Here is a 24088-nt window from a genome sequence, read left to right on the forward strand (position 1 = left end):
CCAGGAGGAGCGCTCCCGATGATCCTGTGTTGCGGGGAATCCCTGATCGATATGCTGCCGCGCGAAAGCGCGGAAGGCGAGCCGAGCTTCGCGCCATACCCGGGTGGCGCTGTGATGAATACGGCGATAGCCTTGGGGCGTCTCGGGGCACCGGCGGGCTACTTCGGTGGCCTGTCCACGGACCTGTTTGGCACGTTGCTCGAAGAGACGCTGGAGGCGTCGCATGTGAGCCACAGCCTTTGCCCGCGCAGCGCAAGACCGACAACACTGGCTTTTGTCACCCTGACCAATGGACAGGCGCAATATGCGTTCTACGATGAGAACACAGCGGGCCGCATGCTCTCCGAGGCCGACCTACCGGATGTTTCAAGCGAAGCCGATGCGCTGTTTTTCGGAGGGATCAGCCTCGTATCCGAACCACAGGCAGACAGCTACTGCGCACTCTGCATGAACGCGGGCGACCTGCCGGTGATGATCGATCCGAACATTCGTCCGGGGTTCATCACCGATGAGGCGCGCTACCGGGCGCGGTTGGACAAGATGCTCGTCCGGGCGGATGTGGTGAAAATTTCCGACGAAGACATGGAATGGCTGGGCACCTCTCCCGAGGCGCTGCTGGCGCATTCAAAAGTCATCCTCATGACCCGCGGCGCCGAAGGCGTGGAGGTCTTTTGCCGCAACGGCACCGCTCGCGTGGCGGCCCAGAAGGTCTCTGTCGTCGACACCGTTGGCGCAGGCGATACGTTCAACGCAGGGTTCCTCGAAGGCGTCCGCAAGGCTGGCCTGCTCAGCCGCAGCGCCCTTGAAACGGCAAGCCTCGACGCCCTCTGCCAAGCCGCGTCCCTCGGTGCGCGTGCCGCCGCAGTGACCGTCAGCCGTGCCGGGGCCAACCCGCCCTGGGAGCATGAGTTGTGAGAGCCCTGATCCAACGCGTCAGCGCGGCCAAGGTCGATATCAATGACCAGACCGTGAGTGAAATCGGCCCGGGCGTCCTAATCCTCATCTGCGCCATGCAGGGCGATACCGAGGCCGAAGCAGACAAACTCGCCGCCAAGATCGCCAAGCTGCGCATCTTCAAAGACGACGAAGGACGCATGAACCGCTCCTTGCTGGACACGGGCGGCTCCGCGCTAATCGTCAGCCAGTTTACACTCGCCGCCGACACCAGCCGCGGCAACCGCCCCGGTTTTTCCACCGCCGCATCCCCCGCTGACGGTGAAAGGCTCTACGAGTACTTCACGTCGCAGGTTGCAGCACAGGGAATCACCACAGCCAACGGCCGTTTTGGCGCGGACATGGCCGTGAGTCTGACAAACGATGGCCCGGTGACGATCTGGATGGATACCGCTTAAGCCACCAAGCTGCGTCCTAGCGGGCTCCTCCATCGACGAAGTACACCTTCGCACCATAGGCAAGAACACCGACATCCTTGCCTGCCGCGCGAATTAGAAAACTCGTACTCAGTCGCGCAGCAACTTTTTCGCAACCGACAAAGGCCCCGGCAGAGTGCCCATTCAGCATGGACAACTCGAACATCGTGGTCGTGGAATACGCGTAGCGTTTCTTCGCCTCGCTTTTTGAAAGCGCTCTGCACCTTGTGATTTCATCAGAAACGAGTTTCGCACGTAGAGCCTCAACGCGTGTCATCAGGGGACTTGCCCCATCCAAACGAAACAGGCCGTCAATTTTCTGATCATCTCGTGCTGAGATCTTGATCTGACACACTCTCGAACGCGGCCCACCGCCCGCACTGCGGACGATGACTTCGAATCCTCCGCCGTTGTCGGCACGCTGATACGGCTTGTTTATCGTTATTCTATCTTCTGTTTCTTTTTTAAAGAACCGGGGGATTTTGAACCCAGTTAGGGAACCGGGCAAGGAACCGCTCTTGCACGACGTTGATTGCAATACAGCGCTTGCGGTCCGGGACTGGTACCTCTGGTCAGGCTCTCCGGACGGCGTACAAGACATCATAACCAGACAAGTCAACACCACTGCACTGCGCCAAAGCATCTTCGATCCTTAACACCTCGGTTGGATTACCGCTCCCGCAGCGCCTCCCGGCTCTTGTAGAGCGGTTTCAGCAGGTACTGCAGGACCGTCTTCTCGCCGGTGTGCAATTCTGCCTGCGCCTGCATCCCCGGACGGATCTCAATAGACGCCTGACGATCCGTCAGTGAATTCATGTCCACGCGGATGGTCACCTTGTAGTGCGGTTCTGTCTCTGGTCGGCGTTCGTCCTTGAAGGTATCCGCCGAGATCACATCCACGCGCCCTTTCAGCGTGCCATAAATCGTGTAGTCGTATGCCGTCAGCTTGATCGTCGCTTCCTGCCCACGCCGAATGTTGGCGATGTCCTGCGGTTTGATCCGCGCTTCGACAAAAAGCTCTTCGTCCGCCGGGATGATCTGAAGAATCTCTTCGCCAGGCCGCACGACGCCGCCAATGGTGGTCACAGACAATGCGTTGACAATCCCGTGCATCGGGGACGTCAGAACGGTCCGGTTCAACTGGTCCTGAGAGGCTTTGAGGTTTTGCTCGAGCGTCGCCAGTTCCTTCAAGGTTTCCGAATATTCCTCTGCCCGGACCAGTTCCGTCTGGGTGACGATCTCGTCAAATGCTTTCTTGGCATCCGCATGGGCCTTGCGCGCGCGGGTCACTTCGATGAGCGCAACAACCTTTTTGTCGAGCAGGTTCTCCATCAGATCAAGCTCACTCTGAGCCTGCGCGAGAACACGCTCCGCACCGTCTTTTCGGCTCAGATAATCGGACTGGCGCGCCATGAGCAGCGCTTTCTCCGATTGCACAAGATCGGGAGACCGCCGCGCCAAAGAGGCGGGAACATCGAACCCCGACGCCCCCGCCAGTTCAGCCTCGAGCCGCAGGCGGCGGATCTCGAGAGCGGTGATCTGATCGCGCAGATCCTCAACCGAGGATTTGAACTGTGTTCCATGCAGACGGGCGAGCACGTCGCCGCGCAGCACCTCGTCACCTTCCTTAACCAGAAGTTCGGCCAGAATGCCGCCTTCGAGGTTTTGGATGATCTGCGGGCGGGACGAGGAAATGATCTCTCCCTCGCCGCGCACAATCTCATCGACCCATGCGTAGCTCGCCCAGATGATGAACACCCAGACCGAGGCCGCGCAGAGCCAGATGGTCAGCGACGGCCCTTTGAGGTCTTGGGCGAGTTGCGCCGAGAGGTTTGTGGAGTTTGTGGACATATCAGGCGGCCCCCTGCCCGGCTGTGCGCAGATGGTCGAGCACCTGATCCTTTGGCCCGTCAATCGCCATGCGCCCATTGGCAAGGATCAGCGTCCGCGAGGCAAGCGACAGGATCGGCACACGATGTGTGGCAATCACGGCGGTGCGCCCTTCAAGCCAGCTTTCAAGCCGGGAAATCAGTGTCTTTTCAAGTGTCTGATCCAGCGCCGCCGTCGGTTCATCCAGAAGGCACACATCCGGATCCTGCAACCAAAGCCGCGCCCAGCCGATGCTCTGACGTTGTCCGACAGAAAGACCTTCGCCGCCATCGCGGATGTCGAGATCGAGCCCTTTGGGGTGACTCTTGACGTATTGGCCGAGCCCGGCAAAATCCAAGGCTTCGAACAGACGGTCATCAGAGCGTTCCAGCATCGACAAGTTCAAATTGTCCCGGAGCGTGCCCTGAAACAGACGCACGTCCTGCCCCAGATAGCCGATCGAGCGCCGCAGATCGCGCGGGTCTATCTGGCTCATCTCAGTGCCATCTATAAGCACTTTGCCTTTGGTCGGCGCATAAAGCCCGGTAAGCATTTTGAGCAGGGTCGACTTGCCAGAGCCATTGGCCCCAAGAACCGCCACCACCTGCCCCGGCTGGATCGCCAGTTGTTTGAGGTCAAGCTGCGCCGAAGCCTCGGGATCGTAGTGATAGGCCGCATCACGCAACTCGAACCGCCCTTCCAGCTTTTCACGGCGCAGGTAGTGCCGGTTGTTGTCGCGGTCCTGCTCTGTATGCGCCAGCCCTTCGAGCCCGTCCAAAGCGGATTTGACGTTGCCCCAGCGGGCCAGAATGCCCGCCAACTGTGTGAGCGGCGCAAGCGTGCGGGAGGTGAGGATGCCAGTGGCGATGATCGAGCCAACGGTAAACTCCCCGGCAAAGACCAGATAGGCCCCCATGATCACCGCGCAAATGTAGGTGCCTTGCTGAACGCCTTGGCTCCAGAAGGTCAGAACCGAGGCCAACCGCCTCTGTTCCGAAGATTTCAGCGATTGCACCGCGGTCAACTCGTCCCAAAGACGCACAAAGCGATCCTCGGCGCGTTGGGTTTTGATGGTGTCGAGTTCAACCACGGTTTCCTGCAGGAGCCGCGATTGTTTGGCCGTCGCCCCCTGCATTTCGCGGGTCAGACGCATCATACGCTTTTGCAGGAAGAAGCCTGGCACAACCATCAGAATGCCGCCCGCGATCAGCACCCAGACTACGCTGCCCGCAATGGACCAGACCAAAAGCAGGAAGACGAAGATGAAGGGGATGTCGGCAAGCGCACCAACGGTGGAGGCTGTGAAGAACTCCCGGACCGACCCGAACTCGCGCATCGAAGAGAAAAGCTGCGAGGGCGAACGGCCCGGTGTGTCGGAGCGCATGCCCAGAAGGCGGCTCATCAGAGTTTTCTGCACGCCAATCTCGATCTGCCGCCCCGCGCCATCCAGCAGATGCGAGCGCGCGACCTTGAGGAAGGCTTCGAGCAAAAGTGCCAGCACCGCGCCCGCTGCCAACACCCAAAGCGTGGCTTCGGATTGGTGTGGGATCACGCGGTCATAGACCTGCAAGGAGAAAAGCGCGACGGACACGGCGAGAAGGTTGGCCACAAAGGAACCCAAGGCCACTTCGAGGAAATGCCTTTTGAACCGGGTGAATTCGCCCCAGAACCAGTGTTTCCCGTCGCTTGCGTCTGCGTGGGTCTCTGAAAGGGTTTTGACCGGAGCCTCGGCGCAGATGAGGTCACCGGTGAAATAGGGTTGGAACTCGCTGAGCGCGACTTCGCTGCGGCGATCCGGCGCTTCGGGGTCGTAGATCGACAGAGCCCCGTCTTCCTGTGACAGAACCAGAACCGCCTGCCCGTTCTGCATGAGCGCCAATGCCGGCCAGAGATCGTCTGACAGGCTGCTGACGGGTTTTGTTTCGGCTATGAGCCCTGCGGCCTGCGCACCAGCTGCCAGAGCAAAGGCGTCAAAGCTGTCATCACAGCCCGCATTCTGCGCCAGAGCCTCCAGAATATCCGGCGTTTTGGCCTCAACCCCGACACGTGCGGCATAAACGGCAATCAGGTCAGCACGGGATTTCGCACGGTCCGAATGGCGCGGCGCGCGGCGCGCAACGTTGGCCGCCTTCGCCGTGGACGGCACGGCGCGAAGCATGGCGCGGGCGCGGCCCGCGAGTGTGTCTGCGGGCGAGCTTGTCAAATGCTTCCGCCTTCTGCCAAGGCGCCTTTGAGGCGCGCGAGCTCAAGCTCCGCCCGGGCGGCTTTGAACTTCAGCTCGATTTCCGTCTCAAGCGCTTTCGCATAGGTCTCGTAGGTGCCAACCACGTCCATGACCTGCCGCTGCCCGCCCTCGTATTGGGCGCGGAACAGATCGAGGTTCTGCTTGGCCCGCGTCGTCAGCGTGCTTGCCTCGGCAGCTTGCCGACGGAAGGCCTCAGACTGACGGCTCTGTGCCTGCACGCGGCGGTCTGCAACCTCTCGCGCCTCCGCTACTTTGCGGTCTGCCGTTTCGCGCACCGCTTCAATGGCTTTGAATTCTGCCATGGTTCCAAGAGAGAAGAGCGAGTCTGTTGTGACTTCCAACCCGTAGCTGCCATTTGAATCCGCGTTGGCCGCCAGACCCGGCAGGTGCGAGGCCCGCGCGATCCGCGCCTCTGCCAAAGTCCGCTCCCGCTCGGCCCGCGCGCGAATGACGCCCAGCGCTTCGGCAGCACCGCTTTCTTTCAAACCGCCAATGCCGCGCAGCTCGGTCAAGGGACGCGCAGACATGGCATTCAGCTCCGCCATGGCCGTTGCGGTGGCTTCCGACGCTTCGCCAGAGCGCGCCCGCATGGAGGCCAGTTTTTGCTGAAGGACATTCAGGTCCGACATGTCGGACACGCCACCGTTGACGCGTTCCTGCATGACCCACTCGAAATGAGCCATATCTTTCAGAGCCTTATCCAGATGGACCGAAAGCGCCCTGTTTTCCTCGGCTTTGACATAGAGCGAAAGCGCATCGAAGACCCGCTCATTGCCATCTTCGACCAGCGTCACCGCGGCAAGCTCGACATTCGCCTTGGCCAGATCCCGTTCGGCAATCTTGCGGCCGTTGTCGAAAATCACCTGGTTGATGACCAGATCGGCAACGAAATCGCTAAGGGAGGTGAGCGAGACGCGCGGGCCGATGCGCGGCATCCAGTTGTACTTGGCCGCCTGCGCCCGCATCTGCGCCACGCGAAGCTCAGCTTCGGCGACACGTGCGTCCGACGCAATCACGGCGTCGGCGACGCGGCTGTAGGGTGTGCCAGACAACAAGACGGACGGACGGGCTTGCAGCGCGCCGATGATGGCCGAGCCTTCCGCGCCCTTGACCTCTCGCGGCTGCGCAGCCGGTTCAGCCACGGCCTCAGGGGTTGCGACTTTGGGCGCCCCGCCGATGAATCGGCTGACCGTCCCTTCCCCCATATCTTTCGTGCATCCGGGCAGCATCGCAACCGCGATGATCCAGCCCAGGCTCCGCCTGCTCATTCTCATTGTCGTGCCCCCGTATCGGCGCGTTATGTTTTTCGGGATCCGGGGCCCGGTTCAGCCGGGCCTCCGGACGTTACTGGTACTTACTTAGACAAGGCCGTTCACGTTGGTGATGTCATCGTCGATCAGGATCGTCGCATCGCCCAGCGTGAAGGTGTTGAAGGTCTCGCCCTCTACTTGCGTGGTGCCTGTTGCCGTTGCGCCAACAATCGTGACGCTGTCATCACTGCCGCCATGCACGATGAGCGTGTCGGAGTTGCTCGACAGAGCAACGATCTGCGCTTCGGTGATGGTCAGATGGCTGTCTTCTGCAAAGTCGAGGTCGATGCTTTCGATCTCGAACTCCGACAGGACATTGGCCAGGGCATCGGTCATGGTGACCTCGTTGGTCAACGGATCGTCCGTCACGAGGTAGTTGCCAGAGGTGTTGCCCGCATCATCGGTTGTTGTCACCACGAGGTGCGACCCATCCGGCACTTCACCGGTGAAGTCGTGGAAGGCAACGCCCAGACCATCAACATCGTAAGAGCCATCGAGCGGCACAGCGACCACTTCGGGCGCAGTTTCCGGATTGATGACCATCCCGATTTCCACCGTATCCTCGGTGATTTCGGTTCGGATCTGGTCCACGCCTGCGTGGTTCCGGCCATAGCCTTCCCAGCCCAGCGTGTCCGGTGCCTCGGTATCGATGACAATGGTCTGCGTCGTGCTGTCCACGTTGCCTGCCGGGTCCGTCGCCTCGATCAGCGCGGTTGCATTGAGCGTGCCGGTCGGGATCGAGTCCGGCGGAATATCAACCGACCAGTTCCCGACCGCGTCGACAACAGCGACATGCACAACACCGCCAAAGGTAACATTGACCGTCGAGCCCGCTTCGACCTGCCCGCCAAGGGTAATTCCTTCAGCCGCCTCAGCCGCGTTGACCACACCATCGGGGGTGATCGGCGCGTCAGAGGTCGTCAGCAGGTTCACCTCGGTGTCGAAAGTCAGGGTGATCTGCGTCTCGTCGGTATTGCCCGCCTGATCCGTGGTCAGCACCTGCGCCGGAGCAGAGGTCTCGCCTGACAGCATCGCGCTCGCCGGAAGGTCCACGGTCCAGCTGCCCGACGCGTCCACCGTGGCAGCGTAGGTCATGCCTTCAAAAACAAGCTGCACAGACCCGCCCGGCTCTGTCGTGCCGGTCAGGGTCACGCCGTTCGCCGCTTCTGCGGCGTTGATCACACCATCGCTTTCGACCGGATCGGTCGACGTGGCGAAGTTGTCCACCTGCGTATCCACGCGCACCGAATCTGTCCGCGTCAGCGTGTTGCCCGCGCTATCGGTAATCGTTGCTGTGATCTCGGCGGTGTAGGTGCCGGGGGTGATTTCATGGGCCGCAAAGGGTGCAGTCCAGATACCGGCGCCGTCGGTCTGCACCGTGTGGCTCACCCCGTTCATCGTAACCGTGACCATCTCGCCCGGGTTGGAGGTTCCGGTCAGCACCACACCATCCGAGGCTTCGGCAAAGTTGACCACATCGTCGCCTTCGACCGGTGCCGGGCTGATTGTCAGGATGCCGGCTTCTGTGTCGACCTGCACGCTTTGGGTCAGCGTGTCCGTGTTGCCTGCAGCATCCGTGGACGTCGCCGTCAGCGTATAGGTGCCTTCACCGGAAGGAAGCTGGCCCGCGGAGTAGGTCACAGTCCAGGAGCCATCAGCCGCCACCGTGGCCGGGAGCGTCACGCCGTCGAGTGTTACCATGACGCTTGCGCCCGGTTCGGTCGTGCCGCTGAGGGTCAGCCCCTGAGCCGCCTCTTCGGCGTTCAGAATGCCGTCCGCGCCGCCCGGCGTGGAGGTCATCGCAAAGTTACGCACCAAGGTGTCAACATCGAGATCGCCTGTGGCCGTAGCGCTGTTGCCCGCCGCATCGGTCGAAACCGCTGTCACTGGCAGGTTTGTCTCACCCGTCGGGATTTCAGAAGCCGAATAGTTGACCGTCCAGCTGCCATCTGCAGCCACTGTGGCCGCTTTGCTGACCGCGCCAAGCGTGACCATCACGGATGCGCCCGGTTCTGCGGTGCCTGTCAGGGTCACACCATCGCTGTGCTCGGCCGCGTTGACCACGCCGTCGCCTTCGACACCGGCGGTTTGAACCGTCACGCTGGTTTCCGTGTCGATTGCAATGCTGCCGGAGGTTGTGGTGCTGTTGCCCGCGCCGTCGGTTGCGGTGGCCGAGACCGCAAGGCTTGTCTCGCCTTCCGGGATCAGCGAAGCCGGGATGGTCACGGTCCAGCTGCCGTCAATGGCAACCGTTGCCGTCAGGGACGTGCCGGACACCATGACCTCAACGGTCGATCCTGCCTCCGCCGTGCCGGTCAGTTCTACACCAACCGTACGTTCACCGGCGTTCACTGTGCCGTCGCCGCCAACAGTGGCGGTGTTGATCGTCAGCGACACTTCCGTGTCGACCGCGAAGCTGTGCGTCGTTGTTGCCACGTTGCCAGCGGCATCGGTTGCAACAATCGTTGCGCTGGTGGTGTAGGTACCGCCAGGCAGACTGCTGCTGTCGAAGGTCACGCTCCAAGACCCATCCGCGCTTGCGGTGATCGTCTGCGTCACACCCTCAATGGTCACTTCGACAACCGACCCGGCCTGCGAAGTGCCGGTCAGTGTAACGCCAGCGGCATATTCCGCCTGGCTGATCAGATCGTCGCCGGTCAGCGGCGCGTTGTCGAGGCTGACAAGACCAACCGTATCCACCTGAATATTATCGGTGATAACCGTGGTGTTGCCAAAACTGTCAGTGGCCGTCAGCGTGATCTCGGTCGTGTACTCGCCCGCGGGGAAGGTTGTCGCATCGAAGGTGAAGGACCAGCTGCCGCCGGCGTCGATCACAACGGTTTCGGTGAAGCTGCCTGCGGTCACAACGAGGGTTGCGCCGGGCTCGCCTGTACCGGAGATCACAACGCCTTCGCTGTTGTAGGTCTCTTCATTGATCAGATCACCAATGGAAACCGTACCGTCGGTGACGTCGATCATTGGCGGTGTGGTGTCGATCTCGAAGGTCGGACCGTCCAGCACCGTCGTGGTTCCATCCGGGTGCGTGACGGTGACGGAGACGTCCTCGTAAAGCCCATCGGCGGGGAAATCATCGCCTTCGAAGACCAGTTCCCAGGTGCCCGTCGGATCAATGACCGTGGTCAGTGTGGTGCCGTCGATCGTGGCTTCGACATTGTCGCCCGGCTCGCCAGTGCCGGTTATGGTGACTTTCGGATCATCGCCGCCGCCAATCGGATGCGAGGCTTGCGGATCGTCGACCGTGGGCGCTGCTGGCTGTGTGGTTTCCCCACCATCGCCACCGCCGTCTCCGTCGCCATCTCCCGCAAGACCAATCAGGCCAAGACCGGCAAGGCCCGCCCCGGCTGCGCCAAGCGTGCCCAGACCAGCGGCACCGCCAAGAAGGCCAGCACCCAGCATGGACACCTGCTCATCGCCATAGGCACCAGCCTCCGCGACAACCGTCGGCTCTTCGACAAAGATCAACTCGTCCGCCGGACTCCACTTGCCCCATGTTTCGGTCGGGCCGTACTGCGCATAGAGCGCGCCGCCTTCGGCTTCGACAAAGCTCACCTGGTTGAGCGTGCTTTGTGAGCTCAGGAAAAGACGGTTGTCCGCCCCGTCGGCAAAGTACCCTTCGATCACCAGAACCCGGCCATCGGCCAGGGTGATCAGCAGATCGTCCGCCGCGCGGTCATACCCGCGCAGGTCTCTCTGATGAAGGTTGATGGAAATATCGTTGCCTGAACCTGCGTCAATCAGGAAGTCCTGATTTTCTCCTGCTACAGACCCACGCTCCAAGGAACCCGTACGCGTACGGATCACGAAATCAATCGCGTTCATTGTTACACCGCTCTACCTATCGACGGCTGGTTTTTATCGCCGTCATTTATTTTTCTTTTCTCGGATTATCCCATTTCCGCCAATTTCGCTAGCAGGAATTTGACGACCTGGGAAAATCGGGTGTGTTTTCCCGCATTTACCACTAGATGAGCGCTGGAATGTGGCAACTTTGGGGCAAAATTGCCACAATCTGTCCACAATCAGAGGGTTACGGCCTGCCCGGAAATTGCGGACAATTGCGCCGCCAAACCCATTCGAACCGCCCAGGCGCCATCATCAAGGCTCACCTCTGGATTGCCGTTTCCGCGGACCACCTCCAAAAAGCGCATATGCTGATAAAACGTCGATCCATTGTGATCGCCCGCCTCCAGAAGCGCTGCTTCCACGGGGATATCCACTGCCTGTGGCCCCTTGGGATGGCGCGGGCTGACAATCACCTGAGAGGTCGGCGGCGCGCCGAGATGCGTTGGCCAGAACCGGCCCGGACCCGGCACAAAAGCTTCGATCTTGCCCGCAGGCCCCACGGCCGAAAGCTCCTCCTGGTAACGCGCGCCTTCGGCGTACATGCACAGTTCCAGCATGGCGCGCGCGCCAGAGGCGAAATCGACGATCACGTAACCGCTGTCCCAGATATCCGGGGTCTCACCTTCGTAGGTTTCGTCCAGATGGTTCACCACCTGCCCGGCGCTCGCCATGATCCGCACCGGATCGGAGCGCAGCACCAACCGCATCAAATCAAAGAAGTGACAGCACTTTTCAACCAGCGTCCCGCCGGTGTTGCGGTTGAAACGGTTCCAGTCGCCAACCTTTGGCAGGAACGGAAACCGGTGCTCGCGGATCGAGAACATGGTTACACCGCCGGTCGCGCGCTCCATTTGCTCCAGGAACGTCGCGACGGGGGGCATGTAGCGGTATTCCATCGCCACCCAGATCGGCGCGGGGTATTCCGCCTTGAGGGCCTCCAACTCCTCACCCTGCTCCGGACTGGTATAAAGCGGCTTTTCCATGAGAATGGGCATTGGCCGAACAGCTGCAATTTCCGCCAGCTGTGCGACATGCAGATGGTTCGGACTTGCCACCAGCAGACAATGCAAATCCGTATCGGAAAGCAAATCGGCGATGGAACGGCACAGTCGCGCGTTTGGCGCAATCGCCTTGGCCGCGTTCGCCATCAGCTCGTTCGGCTCAAAGATCGCCGAGACTCGCGCACCGGGCAGCAGGGCAATGTTGCGCAGGTGCTCCTGCCCCATCATGCCGCACCCGATCACACCGTAGTTTATGATGTCCATAAAAAGGCCCTCCCAAGGCCCTGCACCTCAGGCGAGGCGCGAGACGTACCGAGCGACGTCCGTATTGATCCAGTTGAGCGAGACTTCCGCCCGCGCACCATCCTGCCCCCAGCTGATCCGCTGGGCCTGCAAGGTGTTGGTGCCGGGCTGAACCCCGAATTCCGTCGGCGCCCATTCCGGCACGGGCGCCATCCCAAGCGCATCTTCTGCGCGCGTGATCCAAAGGTTGAGCGCTTCTCGATAGAAGAGATAAAGCGACTCGCGAAGGTCTTCTGCAGCAATAGAGTCCGCATGACTTCCGTCGAGCCAGATCTCTTCAAGAACCGCGGGAATGCCGTTCAGCCGCCGCAGCCGCCGAATACGGTGTCCTACACTTGATGTTCCAAAGGACGGCAGTCCGTCAGGTTTTTGCAACCGGTCCACTGACAGGAGCTCTGCCGTGGGAAGACCGCCACCCTCTACCAGCTCCACGCGAAAAAACGCATAGACTGCGGGCGCGTCACGCCGGGCGCGGACATAGTTCCCGGACCCTTGAACGCGCTCAAGCATTCCCTTTTCGGTCAAATCTTTCAGGGCCTTACGCAAAGTGCCGACACTGGTGGACAATTGCTCGGCCATCTCGCGTTCCGGCGGCAGACGTTCACCGTCCACCAATCGTCCGGCATGAATGTCCCGGATCAGCATTTCGCTGATCTGGACATAGAGCGGCAGGGCGTGGCGGTTGGTCATGGGGGCTCAACAAAAAATTGATACACCATTGATCTACATCAAATCAGATGCTACGCAAGAGAAAATGCATTGCAGAGGCATGTTATGACAGTCGTCCCCATCACCTCCCCGGATCTCGACGCAGCTGAGGTTTCCTGGTTCGCCTCGCTGTGCTCGGACGACTATGAATTTCTCGGGGTTCCGGAAGGCCGCCTGCGCTCTTCCTTTGCCCATTGCTCGGGCATCGTGAAAGAGGCTGAAGCGCAGGGTTTTCGCAACATTCTCTGCCCGTCTTCCTACCAGGTGGGGCAAGACACGCTGAGCTTTGTCGCAGGTTGCGCGCCCATTACGGACAAGATCAACATGCTGGCCGCTGTTCGTTGCGGCGAGATGCAGCCGATCATGCTTGCCCGGACCATCGCAACGCTTGATCATATGCTCGAAGGGCGGCTGACGGTGAACATCATTTCGTCGGACTTCCCCGGCGAAAAAGCCGAAAGCGCGTTCCGCTATCAACGCTCGCGCGAGGTTGTGGAGATTCTCAAAAAGGCCTGGACCCAAGGCGAGATCAATCATCAGGGTGAGGTTTACAACTTCGAAGGGCTGACCACCGATCCGGCTGTGCCTTATCAGACAGGCGGGCCTTTGCTGTATTTTGGCGGCTATTCTCCGGATGCTCTCGAGCTTTGCGGCCAACACTGTGATGTTTACCTGATGTGGCCCGAGACCAAGGACATGCTCGCCCAGCGCATGACCGCCGTAAACGCCGTGGCCGAAAGATATAACCGGACGCTCGATTACGGCCTGCGCGTTCATGTCATCGTGCGCGATACAGAAGCCGAAGCCCGCGAATGGGCGCAGCACATTGTCTCGAAGCTCGATGACGAACAAGGCAAGGCGATCCGAGAGCGTGCGCTCGATTCCGGTTCGCTTGGCGTGTCCCATCAGGCCAAGAACCGCGAACTTGCGGACATGGATGGCTTTATCGAGCCGAACCTCTGGACTGGTGTGGGACGCGCGCGCTCTGGCTGCGGCGCGGCGCTTGTTGGCTCCACCGATCAGGTGCTGTCCAAGCTCGAGGAGTATCAGAAGATGGGCATCCGTGCCTTCATCCTGTCCGGCTATCCGCACATCGACGAGTGCAAGCATTTCGGCAGCCGCGTTCTGCCCCAGATGAAAACCTGCTCGCTGCCCGAAGCCTACGGCCGCGTGCCAGCTCAAACACCTATGACGCCGCTTGGCGCAGGAGACCGCAAGTAATGCAGCGCATCCGCCTGAACGATTCCCTTGAAATGAGCCGCCTTGTCTACGGCATGTGGCGCATTGGCGACGATGAAAACACCGCCCCAGAGCATGTCCGGGCAAAGATCGACGCCTGCCTTGATCAGGGCATCACCACCATGGATCAGGCCGACATCTATGGCGGCTATGAAGCCGAGGAGATCCTCGGCAACGCGCTGACCCCAGCCTTGCGGGACAAGATCGAGATAGTCACGAAGTGCGATATCATTGCGCCCGCAGGCCGCTACGCGGACAAGCGGGTGAAGTACTACGACACGTCTCGCGCCCATATCGAAGCCTCTGTCGAGCATTCGTTGCGCCTGATGAAGACGGACCGGATTGACCTTCTGCTCATCCACCGTCCGGATCCGATGATGGATCACCTCGAAACCGGTGCGGCGTTGGATGATCTCGTCAGTTCCGGCAAGGTGCGTGCGGTAGGCGTGTCCAACTTCCGACCCTGGGACTGGAAACTGCTGCAATCGGCAATGAAAACGCAACTGGTCACCAACCAGATCGAAATCAGTTTGCTGAACCACGCGCCGCTCACCAACGGCGACGTCGCATTCCATCAAATGCAGGACAACGCCATCATGGCATGGTCCCCGCTGGGCGGCGGCGCATTGTTCGAAGACACAAACGCTGGACTTCGCGCCAGGCTTTCGGAAATTGGCAATAGTTTTGGCGTAGATGATGCGGCAGTGGCTGTTGCTTGGCTCTTGGCACACCCGGCGCGCATCCTACCTGTTCTCGGAACGAACAACCTCGACAGGATCGCCCGGATTGGCGATGCTGCAAAGGTGAAAATCGACCGGGAAACATGGTATGAACTGTATACCGAGGCGCTTGGCCATGAAGTCCCGTAACGCCACAGCTTCGGTGAGGCCATGAACGCATTGACCAAAACCTTTGACCCTGCACAGGTCGACAACCGCGCGTTTCGCGAAGCGCTCGGTCGCTTCGGCACCGGTGTCACCGTGATCACCTGTGAGACTGGCACCGGGCCGCTCGGGATCACGGCCAACAGTTTCTCAAGCCTGTCGCTTGATCCGCCTTTGGTGATGTGGGCCCCGGCCAAGAATTCATCGCGCTATCCGTTTTTCATGGCAACGCAGCGCTTTGCCATTCACGTGATCGCGCAGGACACCGCAGAGATCTGCTCTGCCTTTGCCCGTGATGGCGATGCGTTTGACCAGTTTGATTGGGAGCGCAACGACTACGGGGTGCCAATTCTGAACAATTGCCTGTCCCGCTTTGAATGCGTGACCCACGCCACCCACGACGGCGGCGATCATTCGATCGTTGTAGGACGGGTCGAGCGTGTCACCACCGGGGACGGCGCGCCGCTGCTCTTCTTCGGGGGAGACTACGGAGGCTTTGAAAAGACGTCATAAACCGCCCCTATAGACGCGGCAAACGTGCGCGGGGCTCAATGGGAGGGAAAGGCCAATGGCCGTATTGCTGGCGCTCTTGCGCCCGCTTCAATGGGTGAACGATCTTGTGCTCAAGATCGGCCGCTCCATTGCGACCATCGCCATCGGGCTGATGGTTGTCTGCATCCTTGTGCAGGTGTTTTTCCGCTACGTGCTGAACAACGCGCTGCCCTGGCCGGAAGAAGCGGCGCGTTTCCTCATGCTCTGGATGACGGGCCTGATCGCGCCCAGCGCTTACCGCCGCGGCGGATTTGTGGCCATCGACATGCTCTTGATGATGTTGCCGCGGACGGTTGGGGCCCTGTTGAGCCTTTTGCTGCTGCTGCTCTCCGGGCTGGTTCTCGTGATGGGCCTGCAACTGGGGGTCAAACACATCAACTCCGGTTGGCTCTTTGCCTCGTCGACGCTCTACCTGCCGCTCGAACTGATTGGCCAGAAGGGTTTCAAGATCAAGCTCGCATGGATGTACATGAGCCTCTACGTGGGCCTCTGGCTGCTGCTCATGGTCAATATCGAGCTGGTGCTGCGCGCACTCATCGAACTGTTCGGCGGCAAAGACCGCCTGCGCCCTCTCATTGATGAAGACTTGGTGGTGGAATAATGCTGGTCTGGTTTCTTCCCCTCTTTCTGCTCTTCCTGATGATCGGCCTGCCGGTCTTCTTCGGCATGCTTGCGGCCCCCGGCTTATTGCTCTGGCTCAATGGACAGGAGCGCGACCTGTCGCTGCTTTACCGCAATGTCTACAACGGCATGGACAGCTTTCCGCTGATGGCGATCCCCTTTTTTATGCTCGCGGGCGAGCTGATGAACCGGGGCGGGATCACCACCCGACTTGTTGAGTTTTCTCAAGCTTTGATGGGGCACCTGCGCGGTGGGCTGGCCCATGTGAACATTCTGTCTTCCATGCTTTTTGCGGGCCTGTCCGGCTCTGCCGTGGCAGACACGTCCGCGCTTGGCTCCATGTTGATCCCGGCGATGGAAAAAGAAGGGTACACCCGGCGTTTCGCAGCCGCGATCACGGCGGCCAGCTCCGTCATCGGCCCGATCATCCCGCCATCCGGTATCATGATCATTTACGCCTATGTCATGGGGGAAAGCGTGGCTGCGCTGTTCCTAGCCGGCATTGTGCCGGGCATTCTCGTGGGCGTGGGCCTGATGCTGGCCGTCAAGCTCATGGCGGACCGCTATAACTTCCCGGCCTCCCGCTCGAAAGCCACTTGGGGCGAACGCGGGCAGGCCTCGCTCAAGGCGTTCTTTCCGCTGCTGACCCCGGTGATCATTCTCGGCGGTATCCTTGGCGGGGTGTTTACACCGACCGAAGCGGCCGCGATCGCCGTCGCCTATGCCATCGTGATCGGCATGTTCGTCCTGCGCACCCTGCGCCCCGCGGACCTGCCCGATGTTTTCATGCGCGCCGCCATGACCAGCGCCACGGTGCTGCTGCTCGTGGGTGCGGCGATGGCCTTCAAAACGGTTGTCTCGCTCAGCCATGCGCCGGAGACCCTCGCGGCCTTTATCCTGTCGCTTTCGGAGAACCCGCTGATCCTGCTGTTCCTGATCAACCTGCTGCTGTTCATCGTCGGCATGTTCCTTGATGCAGGACCTGCGATCATCATTCTGGGGCCGATCCTTGCGCCGATCTTCACCGATCTCGGGATTGATCCGATCCACTTCGCCATCATCATGAGTGTCAACCTGACCGTCGGCCTTGCAACACCACCCATGGGTCTTGTTCTGTTCGTGGCCTCTTCGGTGTCTGGCGAGAAGGTTGAAACCATTGCCAAGGCGATCCTGCCCTTCCTTTTGGTGGAGGTGTTGGTGATCTTCCTGATCACCTTTGTTCCGGAAATATCCATGACCGTTCCCCGATTGACGGGGTTTGCCGACTAGGGGCCGGGGCAGAGCCCCGGCCTACAAGACCGTTACACGACGCGGCTAAAGCCGTTCACAAGAGACTACAACAGGGAGAAGACCAATGATTAAACATCTGACCAAAGCCGCCATGACAGCGGCGCTTCTGGCCGGAAGCGCCATGAGCGTTGCGGCGCAGGACATCACCATTCGCGCGACGGCGAACTCCAACGAGAACGATGAAGACTATGACGGCCTGGTGGTCTTCAAGGACTATGTCGAAAAAGCCTCCAACGGGGCCATCGCGGTTGAGCTGTTCATCGGCACCCAGCTCTGCTCCGGCGGCGCGGAATGCCTGCAAGGCATCGCGGACGGCACGATTGACGTCTTCGTGACCACCTCCGGCGGCGCGGCGGGCATCTTCCCCTATGTGCAGGTTCTGGACCTGCCCTACCTGATGTCCGACGACCGTGTGGCCGAAACCGTTCTGGCCGGTGACTTTACCCGCACCATGCGCGAGATGGCTCTGGCGGACAGCGGCGACACGATCCGCATCATGACCATCGGCAACACCGGCGGCTGGCGCAACTTCGCCAACACACAGCGCCGCGTGCAGATGCCGAGCGACCTTGCTGGCCTGAAGATTCGCACCGTGGTTGCCGATCTGCCGCAGGAACTGGTGAAATCGCTGGGCGCTTCCCCGACCCCAATCAGCTGGCCGGAACTGTTTACCTCGTTCCAGACCGGTGTGGTTGAAGGCTCCAAGAACGGCATCACCGACATCATGAACATGAAGTTCCCCGAAGCCGGTCTGAAGTACGTCACCCTCGACGGACACGCCTACATGGGCGCAATCTGGGTCATGAACAACGAGAAGTTCCTTGGCATGCCCGAAGACATGCGCCGCGTTGTGGTTGATGGCTTCTCCGCACTCCAGCAGGCCACCTTTGCCTCGCCGAAGCGCAAGTCGATCCAGGCCTACAGCGACTTCATTGCCGGTGGCGGCGATCTCTACGTGCCGACCCCGGCCGAAAAGGAAGCCTTCCGTGACGCTGCAGCGCCCGTCTACGACTGGTTCAAGCAGAACGTGACCGGCGGCGAGAAGATCTTCAACGCCTTGACCGACGCGGTCTCTTCTGCAGAAGCAGACCTCGCAAAGGCCTATGAAGCGGACCTGAACTGATCCCGCTGACAAGAACAGCAAAGGCCGCCCGAGCAATCCGGCGGCCTTTTTCTAACCTGCCGTTTTCATGAGGAGATCCACGGCTGCGTCAAACAAGCCCGACCTTGCCAGACTCGCGCCCAGACCGCACACTCACTGAAACGGAAACATCCACCCTTCGTAGTCATCGACAAGCTCATGCGCCTTTTCAATCTCGGCTTTGCTCATCTTCTTGACCACTTCCTCGACCGAAAGTGCCGCGTCGGGATCACCTCCGATGGTGCTAAGCCGATACCAGAGATAGGCGCGGACCAGATCAGGCGCGGGCATGCCGAGCCCAAGTTCGTAGTACCAGCCAACACCCGATTGCGCACCCGCATGACCCTTCATCGCGCTGCGCAGGTACCAGTCAAAGGCGCGGATATGATCCTGCTCGACACCCAGCCCCAGCGCATACATCACGCCGATCAGCTCTTCGGCATCGGCGTTGCCGGACTTGGCGAGCGGCAGCATCGCTTCTCGGGCTTCGGTAAACTTGCCGTCTTCCATCAGATCGCGCGCTTTTTCGATATTGATGCCAGCGCCAAGCGGCGTAGCAAGCACGAGCGCAACAAGCGCCGCAGCGAAGGTTTTGGACAGAGGCATGTTGTGGCGCTCCTTGGGCTGGTTTGGCTGGCCGGTCCGGCGGCTTCGGAAACCATGTCACAAGACGATTTCCTGCCGTTTGATCCAGCGCAGGCCAAGATCGGACAACTTCTTTTCTATGACAAGATTCTCTCCGGCAACAGGAATATCAGCTGCGCCACCTGCCATCATCCCAGCCTCGGGTCCGCGGATGGATTGAGCCTTGGAATCGGCGAAGGCGGTGTTGGGCTCGGACCGGAACGGACCGCCGGTTCAGGCGGTGACAGGATCAAGAAACGCATCCCGCGCAACGCCCCTGCCCTGTGGAATCTCGGTCACCGGGATGTGCGCGTGCTGTTCCACGATGGCCGCGTTCAGCAAGTTGATTACCGAATGTGGACATTCGATACGCCCGCGGGCGAGCGCCTTCCGAAAGGATTGAACTCCATCCTCGCCGCCCAGGCCCTGTTTCCGATGACATCCGATGCGGAGATGGCCGGGCAGGCCGGCGAAAATGAAATCAGCGGCGCGATCCGCCCGCTTGTGAGCGAAGCCTGGCCCATCATTGCCAAACGGGTGCGCGGTATTCCCGACTACGCCGAGATGTTCCAATCCGCCCTGCCCCACATCGAAACGGCAGAGGACGTGACGATTGTCGACATCGCCAATGCGCTGGCGGCCTTTATCGGGACGGAGTTTCAGAGTTTCGACAGCCCCTATGATGCCTATGTTCAAACCGGGGCACCCCTCCCGGACGATGCGGAACGCGGGCGGCAGTTGTTCTTTGGCAAGGCGCAATGTGCGGCCTGCCACAACGGGCCGCTGTTTTCCGATCAGGGGTTCCACGCAACGGGCACGCCGCAGTTCGGCCCGGGCCGGACACGAATGCATGACAAGCTGCCCAGGGATCTGGGACGGATGGGTACGACTGATCTCGTCGACGATGCGTACAAGTTCCGCACACCCTCGCTGCGTAACATCGCTCTGACCGCGCCCTACGGCCACAACGGGGCTTACCCGACGCTGAAGGCGATGATCCGGCATATGGCCAACGCCAAGGCGGAACGGGCGCTGTGGCGGCCGGAAATGGCGCAGCTACCGAACGCCCCCTGGCTTGCCGACATCGACTTCATTCTTGCCAGTGACAGGCTCGAAATCGCCCGTCAGACTGCCGCTGTCGATATGCCGTCCGTTTCCCTGACCGATGCTGAAATCGCCGATCTGGAAGCGTTTTTGAATGCGCTGACAGGCACCAGCGTCAATGACCTGCCCTTCGGTGTACCAGCTGCGGTACCAAGCGGGCTTCCTGTTGACTGACCTTAGGAGGCCTTCTTCAGAAGCGCCTTGATCGTCGGGTCTTTCTTCGGCTTCTTGACGAGGCTCATCAACAGAGCGGACAACTCCGGCTCATGCACCTTGCGGGCTGCACTACGCGGGGTGAACCAATGGCGTTTGCGCTCTTTGCGCTCTTTCCATCGCTTTTCCAGTTTTTCCACGATCATCGGATACACCCGCACCTCGCACGGCAACGCCGTGCCATCGCCCAGCTTCTTGAGATAGCTGTAGGTGCCGATCGTCTCCTTGCCGATATAACCGCGTGCACCGGCCTCTTCGAGCGCTTCGATCTCGGCGGCGCGCCACGGCTTCTTGCCGTCCATTTCCCAGCCCTTCGGCATCACCCAACGCTTCGTCTCGCGCGAGGTGACCATGAGAATCTTGAGTTCACCATCTTTGTCCCAGCGCATGGGAAGCGCTGCGATCTGCTCTGCGGTTTCCGGCATTTTGCTCGGTCTCTTTCTCTTGCCTCTCAGCGTAGTTTACAGGACGCTGCTGAATAAATCATCAGTGCTGTCGTCTGGAATGAAAAAGACCGCAGCGCGGAGCACTGCGGTCTTTTTGAATGCTGGCGGACCGAGGAGGATTCGAACCCCCGACCCCTTGATTCGTAGTCAAGTACTCTATCCAGCTGAGCTATCGGTCCGTGGAGGCGGGATTTAGCTGTGCTGCGAGAAGAGCGCAAGGGGGTATTTGAGATTTCTTCCATTTGATCCATCAATTATTTGGAGCACCATCCCTAAGAGTCTGTAAATAATCAATTTTCGCTCGCATTTTTCGTCGGGGAAACCGCGTCAGAAAGACGGGACACCAGCACGGTCAATTGCTGAACCTGCTCCCGCAGCGCTTCGGTTTCTCCACGTTGCGCCGCGAGGCTGTCTTGCAAGGCGAGATTCTCCGAGCGTTCCGCTTCGATCAGGGTCTGCTGCTCGATCAACCGAGCTTCCTGCCCCAGCGTATACAGCGTCAGCTCCTCCACTTTTTTGAGCAAGGTCATCTGCATGTTCGTCATATCAAGCCCGCCCGCCGTTATCTCGGCGGCGGAAGGCACTTCCGGCAGATGACTGTTCGCATCAATGAAGGCCTGCACCTCGGAGAGTGGTCGCAAGGCGTAGTCGTCGTCAAAAACATAGTCCGGCACATTGAGTTGCGTCCCGCCCGCTGTGATCGTCCCGAGAACCGAAAGATCACCACCGCGCGTCAGAGCCATCTGCAATCCACCGTCCGAGTGATTGATGAAGAAGCGGCCCTGCGGGTTGTTCTCATGGGTGAAGTACCATTCGCGGTCGTTGGACGTGTCAACGAAGGTGATCCACGACCCGCCATTGTTCTCGAAGCGGATAAGCTCTCGGGCAGCCCGGGTTCCTGATTCCTCCTGGATCAGAAGTTGGGAAGTGCCGTCCACGCGGCGGATATGCAGAGAAGCATCCGGTCTGGATTCTCCAATGCCGATGTCGCCTTCACTCCCTATGACCAACGAGTCATCAGTCGCCCCCGCGCGAATACGAAAAGGCTTTGAAGCGCTGTTCGACACATCTCTGACAAAGAAGTTGACCTCATTCGCGGCAACATCCCATGCGTAGGGCGAAAACCCGCTCGATCCATCCTGTTCAAGACGTATGGTCGCCGTGTCACCATCAACAAGGTGCAGTTCCGTGTCCGGGTTGGATGTTTTGAGGCCGACACGACCACCTGCAGCCACGTAAAGGGAGTTCTCGGGGATGCTATCCTCGACGACGAACACATGATGGCTGAGTTCAACATCTTCGAGAGCGAAGTAGCCTTCCCCTCCGTCCATTCGATCATTCGCGACAAGCCGCCAATCCGCCGTGGGAAAGGTATTCACCGACGTGTCGGAGAACAGCAACCCGATATTGCTTGTCTGAAGCACAAGCGTATCATGACCGAAGTTCATGCCGTCCGCGCAGTTATTGCCCACGCAAAGCCGACTTCTGGCCAGCAAATCGTCCAGTACAACCTGATCCGCGCGAGCCTCGAAAGAGAGCACGCCGAGAGCTGCCGCGCAGGTGAGCAACGATTGCAGTTTGAAAGGATTGGTAAGAGACATGAAGGATCTCCAATAGAATTTCTTGTGTTCAAAAACGGATGCTAGACGTTTGCGCCTAAGAAATAGCGAATGGCGCAAACGTTCCGTCGCTCCCCCTATTTGTCAATACAAGGACGTTTGAGAACGTTAACGCCCCAGTCTCACTCTGTGAGACGTTCTGCGACAGGTTGCTCTGCAGACATTTGCGAGACCAACGCGGTCAATTGCTGAACCTGCGCATGCAACGTTTCCGTTTCTGCGCGCTGCGTGGCCAAAAGCGCGTCCTGTTCCAGCGTATACAATGTCAGTTCCTCGACCTTCTTCAGGAGCGCCATTTGCATGTTCGTCATGTCCAGTCCCCCCGCCTTGATCTCGGCGGCAGAGGGCACGTCGGGCAGATGGCTGTTGGCATCGATGAAGGCTTGAACCTCGGTGAGCGGGCGCAAATCGTAGTCGTCGGCAAAGACATAGTCGGGAACGTTGAGCGCCGTGCCGCCCGCGGTGATCGTTCCGAGCACGGACAGGTCCCCACCACGTGTCACGGCCATCTGCAAACCACCGTCCGAGTGATTGATGAAGAAGCGGCCCTGCGCGTTGTTCTCATGGGTGAAGTACCATTCGCGCCCATTCGATTGGTCCCGGAATGTAATCCATGAGCCGCCATTGTTCTCGAAACGCAGCATCTCACGCGCGGTGCGTATGTTGGAGGTCTCCTGAACACGCACCTGCGCCGTGCCGTCGTCGCGATAAACGTGCAAAGATGCGCTGGCGCTGGCGAGACCGACGCCAACATTACTGTTCCCGTTGACGACAAGCGAATCCGCATCGGCTCCGGGGCGAACTTTCAGGATATTTCTGATACCGTTGGTGGCGTCCCGAATGACAAAACTGGCCTCATTCCCTGCCAGTTCCCATGTCTGAGGCGAAAACCCTGCGGTTGCATCCTGCTCCAACCTGATTGTCGGTTCATTGCCGCTCAGAAAGTGCATGTGTTTCGTCGGCAGCGAGGTACCAAGCCCAATTCTGCCGCTGGAAGAAACATAAAGAGCGTTGGAGGGCGCGTCGTCTTCGACCACAAAAACCTTCCTGTTCTCTTCAACATCTTCGAGCGCGAAATAGTTGGCGCCGTTGTCTTCTGAATCGTTGGCGACCAACCGCCAATCGGCGCTTGGGTAATTGCTTGCCGTGGACGTATCCAGAAACAAAAGCCGGTTGTTGGTTTCCTTGATGATGAGGTCGTCGTCGCCATATGTTTCCGGATCAGTGCACCCACTCCCCGCGCAAAGCCCATCCCGGGCGAGAAGGCTGTCGTTAAATACATAGTCGGCCTGCGCACTGGTTGCGAAAACCCCGGCCGTAACGGTGCATGCAAGAATGGCGGAAAGTTTGGAATTCGTAGCCAAGGTCAAATGTCTCCAATACTTGATTTGGTTTGTGCCAGTTCACGCTCTGATCCTGTGACCTTTTCGCTGAGCGCGACTTGGCAATTGTGCATCTGCGTATGTCGTTCAGCTTGTTTGAGGAATCAGCGCTGCCACGGGTGAGCCTTCCAAAAAATAAAGGAGGCAAAAAACAATAAACGAAGCGAATTGTTTCATGGGAATCCTTGGACGGAATGGGTCGAATGGGCCGTTCAATCTCAAAACCATAAGAGACTGCGTCAAACGTCCAAAGATTAACGTCACGTCAAAACGCGGATCGGGGAATGGTTCCTGTTCGACCAT

The 24088-nt window shown here is 59.7% G+C and carries 20 protein-coding genes and 1 tRNA gene; 9 read left to right on the forward strand and 12 right to left on the reverse strand.

Going from position 1 to position 24088, the window contains the following annotated elements; all coding sequences use genetic code 11:
- The first annotated feature begins 18 nt into the window (after window positions 1-18).
- Both E4662_RS02960 and dtd read left to right on the forward strand, forming a co-directional pair.
- A complete protein-coding gene (locus tag E4662_RS02960) occupies window positions 19-915 on the forward strand; it encodes a carbohydrate kinase family protein (protein WP_136439767.1) in 897 nt (298 codons plus the stop codon).
- Window positions 912-1352, forward strand: coding sequence for a D-aminoacyl-tRNA deacylase (gene dtd, locus E4662_RS02965; RefSeq protein WP_136439768.1), 441 nt, complete (start codon window positions 912-914; stop codon window positions 1350-1352). Before E4662_RS02960 ends, dtd begins: the two co-directional genes overlap by 4 nt.
- 16 nt (window positions 1353-1368) lie before the next feature.
- Here dtd and E4662_RS02970 read toward each other — a convergent pair whose 3' ends face one another.
- The 7 genes from E4662_RS02970 to E4662_RS03000 form a co-directional block, all read right to left on the reverse strand.
- Window positions 1369-1878, reverse strand: a complete 510-nt coding sequence (locus E4662_RS02970) for a hypothetical protein (protein ID WP_136439769.1) — start codon at window positions 1876-1878, stop codon at window positions 1369-1371.
- A gap of 161 nt (window positions 1879-2039) precedes the next feature.
- Complete coding sequence (locus E4662_RS02975; protein ID WP_136439770.1) at window positions 2040-3221, reverse strand: HlyD family type I secretion periplasmic adaptor subunit; 1182 nt, start codon at window positions 3219-3221, stop codon at window positions 2040-2042.
- A 1-nt stretch (window position 3222) separates the two neighbouring features.
- Window positions 3223-5397, reverse strand: coding sequence for a type I secretion system permease/ATPase (locus tag E4662_RS02980; protein WP_136440227.1), 2175 nt, complete (start codon window positions 5395-5397; stop codon window positions 3223-3225).
- Window positions 5398-5438: 41 nt separating this feature from the next.
- A complete protein-coding gene (locus tag E4662_RS02985; protein ID WP_136439771.1) occupies window positions 5439-6752 on the reverse strand; it encodes a TolC family protein in 1314 nt (437 codons plus the stop codon).
- A 90-nt stretch (window positions 6753-6842) separates the two neighbouring features.
- Window positions 6843-10634: an Ig-like domain-containing protein gene (locus E4662_RS02990; RefSeq protein ID WP_136439772.1), complete on the reverse strand. Its 3792-nt coding sequence runs from the start codon at window positions 10632-10634 to the stop codon at window positions 6843-6845.
- A 200-nt stretch (window positions 10635-10834) separates the two neighbouring features.
- The gene (locus E4662_RS02995; RefSeq protein WP_136439773.1) at window positions 10835-11923 is read right to left on the reverse strand and encodes a Gfo/Idh/MocA family protein; all 1089 of its coding nucleotides are present in this window, start codon (window positions 11921-11923) and stop codon (window positions 10835-10837) included.
- 27 nt (window positions 11924-11950) lie between these two features.
- Window positions 11951-12652 carry a GntR family transcriptional regulator gene (locus tag E4662_RS03000; RefSeq protein ID WP_136439774.1) on the reverse strand — a complete coding sequence of 234 codons (702 nt, stop codon included), beginning with the start codon at window positions 12650-12652 and terminating at the stop codon, window positions 11951-11953.
- 84 nt (window positions 12653-12736) lie between these two features.
- Here E4662_RS03000 and E4662_RS03005 point away from each other — a divergent pair, with 84 nt between their 5' ends.
- The 6 genes from E4662_RS03005 to E4662_RS03030 all read left to right on the forward strand — a co-directional run bounded on the left by E4662_RS03005 (window position 12737) and on the right by E4662_RS03030 (window position 18379).
- Window positions 12737-13891: an LLM class flavin-dependent oxidoreductase gene (locus tag E4662_RS03005; RefSeq protein ID WP_136439775.1), complete on the forward strand. Its 1155-nt coding sequence runs from the start codon at window positions 12737-12739 to the stop codon at window positions 13889-13891.
- The gene (locus tag E4662_RS03010; protein ID WP_136439776.1) at window positions 13891-14778 is read left to right on the forward strand and encodes an aldo/keto reductase; all 888 of its coding nucleotides are present in this window, start codon (window positions 13891-13893) and stop codon (window positions 14776-14778) included. Before E4662_RS03005 ends, E4662_RS03010 begins: the two co-directional genes overlap by 1 nt.
- 21 nt (window positions 14779-14799) lie before the next feature.
- Entirely contained in the window at window positions 14800-15306 is a 507-nt protein-coding gene (locus tag E4662_RS03015) for a flavin reductase family protein (RefSeq protein ID WP_136439777.1), read from the forward strand.
- A 55-nt stretch (window positions 15307-15361) separates the two neighbouring features.
- Window positions 15362-15946: a TRAP transporter small permease gene (locus E4662_RS03020; protein WP_136439778.1), complete on the forward strand. Its 585-nt coding sequence runs from the start codon at window positions 15362-15364 to the stop codon at window positions 15944-15946.
- Complete coding sequence (locus E4662_RS03025) at window positions 15946-17235, forward strand: TRAP transporter large permease (protein WP_136439779.1); 1290 nt, start codon at window positions 15946-15948, stop codon at window positions 17233-17235. The genes E4662_RS03020 and E4662_RS03025 overlap by 1 nt, the downstream gene beginning before the upstream one ends.
- 85 nt (window positions 17236-17320) lie before the next feature.
- On the forward strand, window positions 17321-18379 hold the full coding sequence (locus E4662_RS03030) for a TRAP transporter substrate-binding protein (RefSeq protein WP_136439780.1): 1059 nt from the start codon (window positions 17321-17323) through the stop codon (window positions 18377-18379).
- A gap of 132 nt (window positions 18380-18511) precedes the next feature.
- Here the strand turns inward: E4662_RS03030 and E4662_RS03035 are convergent, their stop codons facing one another.
- The gene (locus E4662_RS03035) at window positions 18512-19003 is read right to left on the reverse strand and encodes a tetratricopeptide repeat protein (RefSeq protein ID WP_136439781.1); all 492 of its coding nucleotides are present in this window, start codon (window positions 19001-19003) and stop codon (window positions 18512-18514) included.
- A 3-nt stretch (window positions 19004-19006) separates the two neighbouring features.
- Here E4662_RS03035 and E4662_RS03040 point away from each other — a divergent pair, with 3 nt between their 5' ends.
- On the forward strand, window positions 19007-20299 hold the full coding sequence (locus tag E4662_RS03040; protein ID WP_240705101.1) for a cytochrome-c peroxidase: 1293 nt from the start codon (window positions 19007-19009) through the stop codon (window positions 20297-20299).
- Between the two features lie 2 nt (window positions 20300-20301).
- Here E4662_RS03040 and E4662_RS03045 read toward each other — a convergent pair whose 3' ends face one another.
- From E4662_RS03045 to E4662_RS03060, 4 genes are all read right to left on the reverse strand, one after another.
- Entirely contained in the window at window positions 20302-20763 is a 462-nt protein-coding gene (locus E4662_RS03045; protein WP_136439782.1) for an NUDIX hydrolase, read from the reverse strand.
- A 123-nt stretch (window positions 20764-20886) separates the two neighbouring features.
- Window positions 20887-20963, reverse strand: a tRNA-Arg gene (locus E4662_RS03050).
- 111 nt (window positions 20964-21074) lie between these two features.
- On the reverse strand, window positions 21075-22463 hold the full coding sequence (locus tag E4662_RS03055) for a hypothetical protein (RefSeq protein ID WP_136439783.1): 1389 nt from the start codon (window positions 22461-22463) through the stop codon (window positions 21075-21077).
- Window positions 22464-22525: 62 nt separating this feature from the next.
- Window positions 22526-23767, reverse strand: a complete 1242-nt coding sequence (locus E4662_RS03060; protein WP_136439784.1) for a hypothetical protein — start codon at window positions 23765-23767, stop codon at window positions 22526-22528.
- Window positions 23768-24088: the final 321 nt, after the last annotated feature.

Origin of the sequence: Pacificoceanicola onchidii, from assembly GCF_004804335.1 — a bacterium.
In the GTDB taxonomy this organism is placed as follows: domain Bacteria; phylum Pseudomonadota; class Alphaproteobacteria; order Rhodobacterales; family Rhodobacteraceae; genus Pacificoceanicola; species Pacificoceanicola onchidii.

Bases quoted from the DNA above. Each gene is read 5' to 3' on its own strand.
- E4662_RS03030 (WP_136439780.1), top strand. From the start codon at position 17,321: ATGATTAAACATCTGACCAAAGCCGCCATGACAGCGGCGCTTCTGGCC.
- E4662_RS03005 (WP_136439775.1), top strand. From the start codon at position 12,737: ATGACAGTCGTCCCCATCACCTCCCCGGATCTCGACGCAGCTGAGGTT.
- E4662_RS02980 (WP_136440227.1), bottom strand. From the start codon at position 5,397: ATGCTTCGCGCCGTGCCGTCCACGGCGAAGGCGGCCAACGTTGCGCGC.
- E4662_RS03025 (WP_136439779.1), top strand. From the start codon at position 15,946: ATGCTGGTCTGGTTTCTTCCCCTCTTTCTGCTCTTCCTGATGATCGGC.
- E4662_RS03020 (WP_136439778.1), top strand. From the start codon at position 15,362: ATGGCCGTATTGCTGGCGCTCTTGCGCCCGCTTCAATGGGTGAACGAT.
- E4662_RS02960 (WP_136439767.1), top strand. From the start codon at position 19: ATGATCCTGTGTTGCGGGGAATCCCTGATCGATATGCTGCCGCGCGAA.
- E4662_RS03015 (WP_136439777.1), top strand. From the start codon at position 14,800: ATGAACGCATTGACCAAAACCTTTGACCCTGCACAGGTCGACAACCGC.
- E4662_RS02990 (WP_136439772.1), bottom strand. From the start codon at position 10,634: ATGAACGCGATTGATTTCGTGATCCGTACGCGTACGGGTTCCTTGGAG.
- E4662_RS03010 (WP_136439776.1), top strand. From the start codon at position 13,891: ATGCAGCGCATCCGCCTGAACGATTCCCTTGAAATGAGCCGCCTTGTC.
- E4662_RS02975 (WP_136439770.1), bottom strand. From the start codon at position 3,221: ATGTCCACAAACTCCACAAACCTCTCGGCGCAACTCGCCCAAGACCTC.
- E4662_RS02985 (WP_136439771.1), bottom strand. From the start codon at position 6,752: ATGAGCAGGCGGAGCCTGGGCTGGATCATCGCGGTTGCGATGCTGCCC.
- E4662_RS03045 (WP_136439782.1), bottom strand. From the start codon at position 20,763: ATGCCGGAAACCGCAGAGCAGATCGCAGCGCTTCCCATGCGCTGGGAC.
- E4662_RS03000 (WP_136439774.1), bottom strand. From the start codon at position 12,652: ATGACCAACCGCCACGCCCTGCCGCTCTATGTCCAGATCAGCGAAATG.
- E4662_RS02995 (WP_136439773.1), bottom strand. From the start codon at position 11,923: ATGGACATCATAAACTACGGTGTGATCGGGTGCGGCATGATGGGGCAG.
- E4662_RS03035 (WP_136439781.1), bottom strand. From the start codon at position 19,003: ATGCCTCTGTCCAAAACCTTCGCTGCGGCGCTTGTTGCGCTCGTGCTT.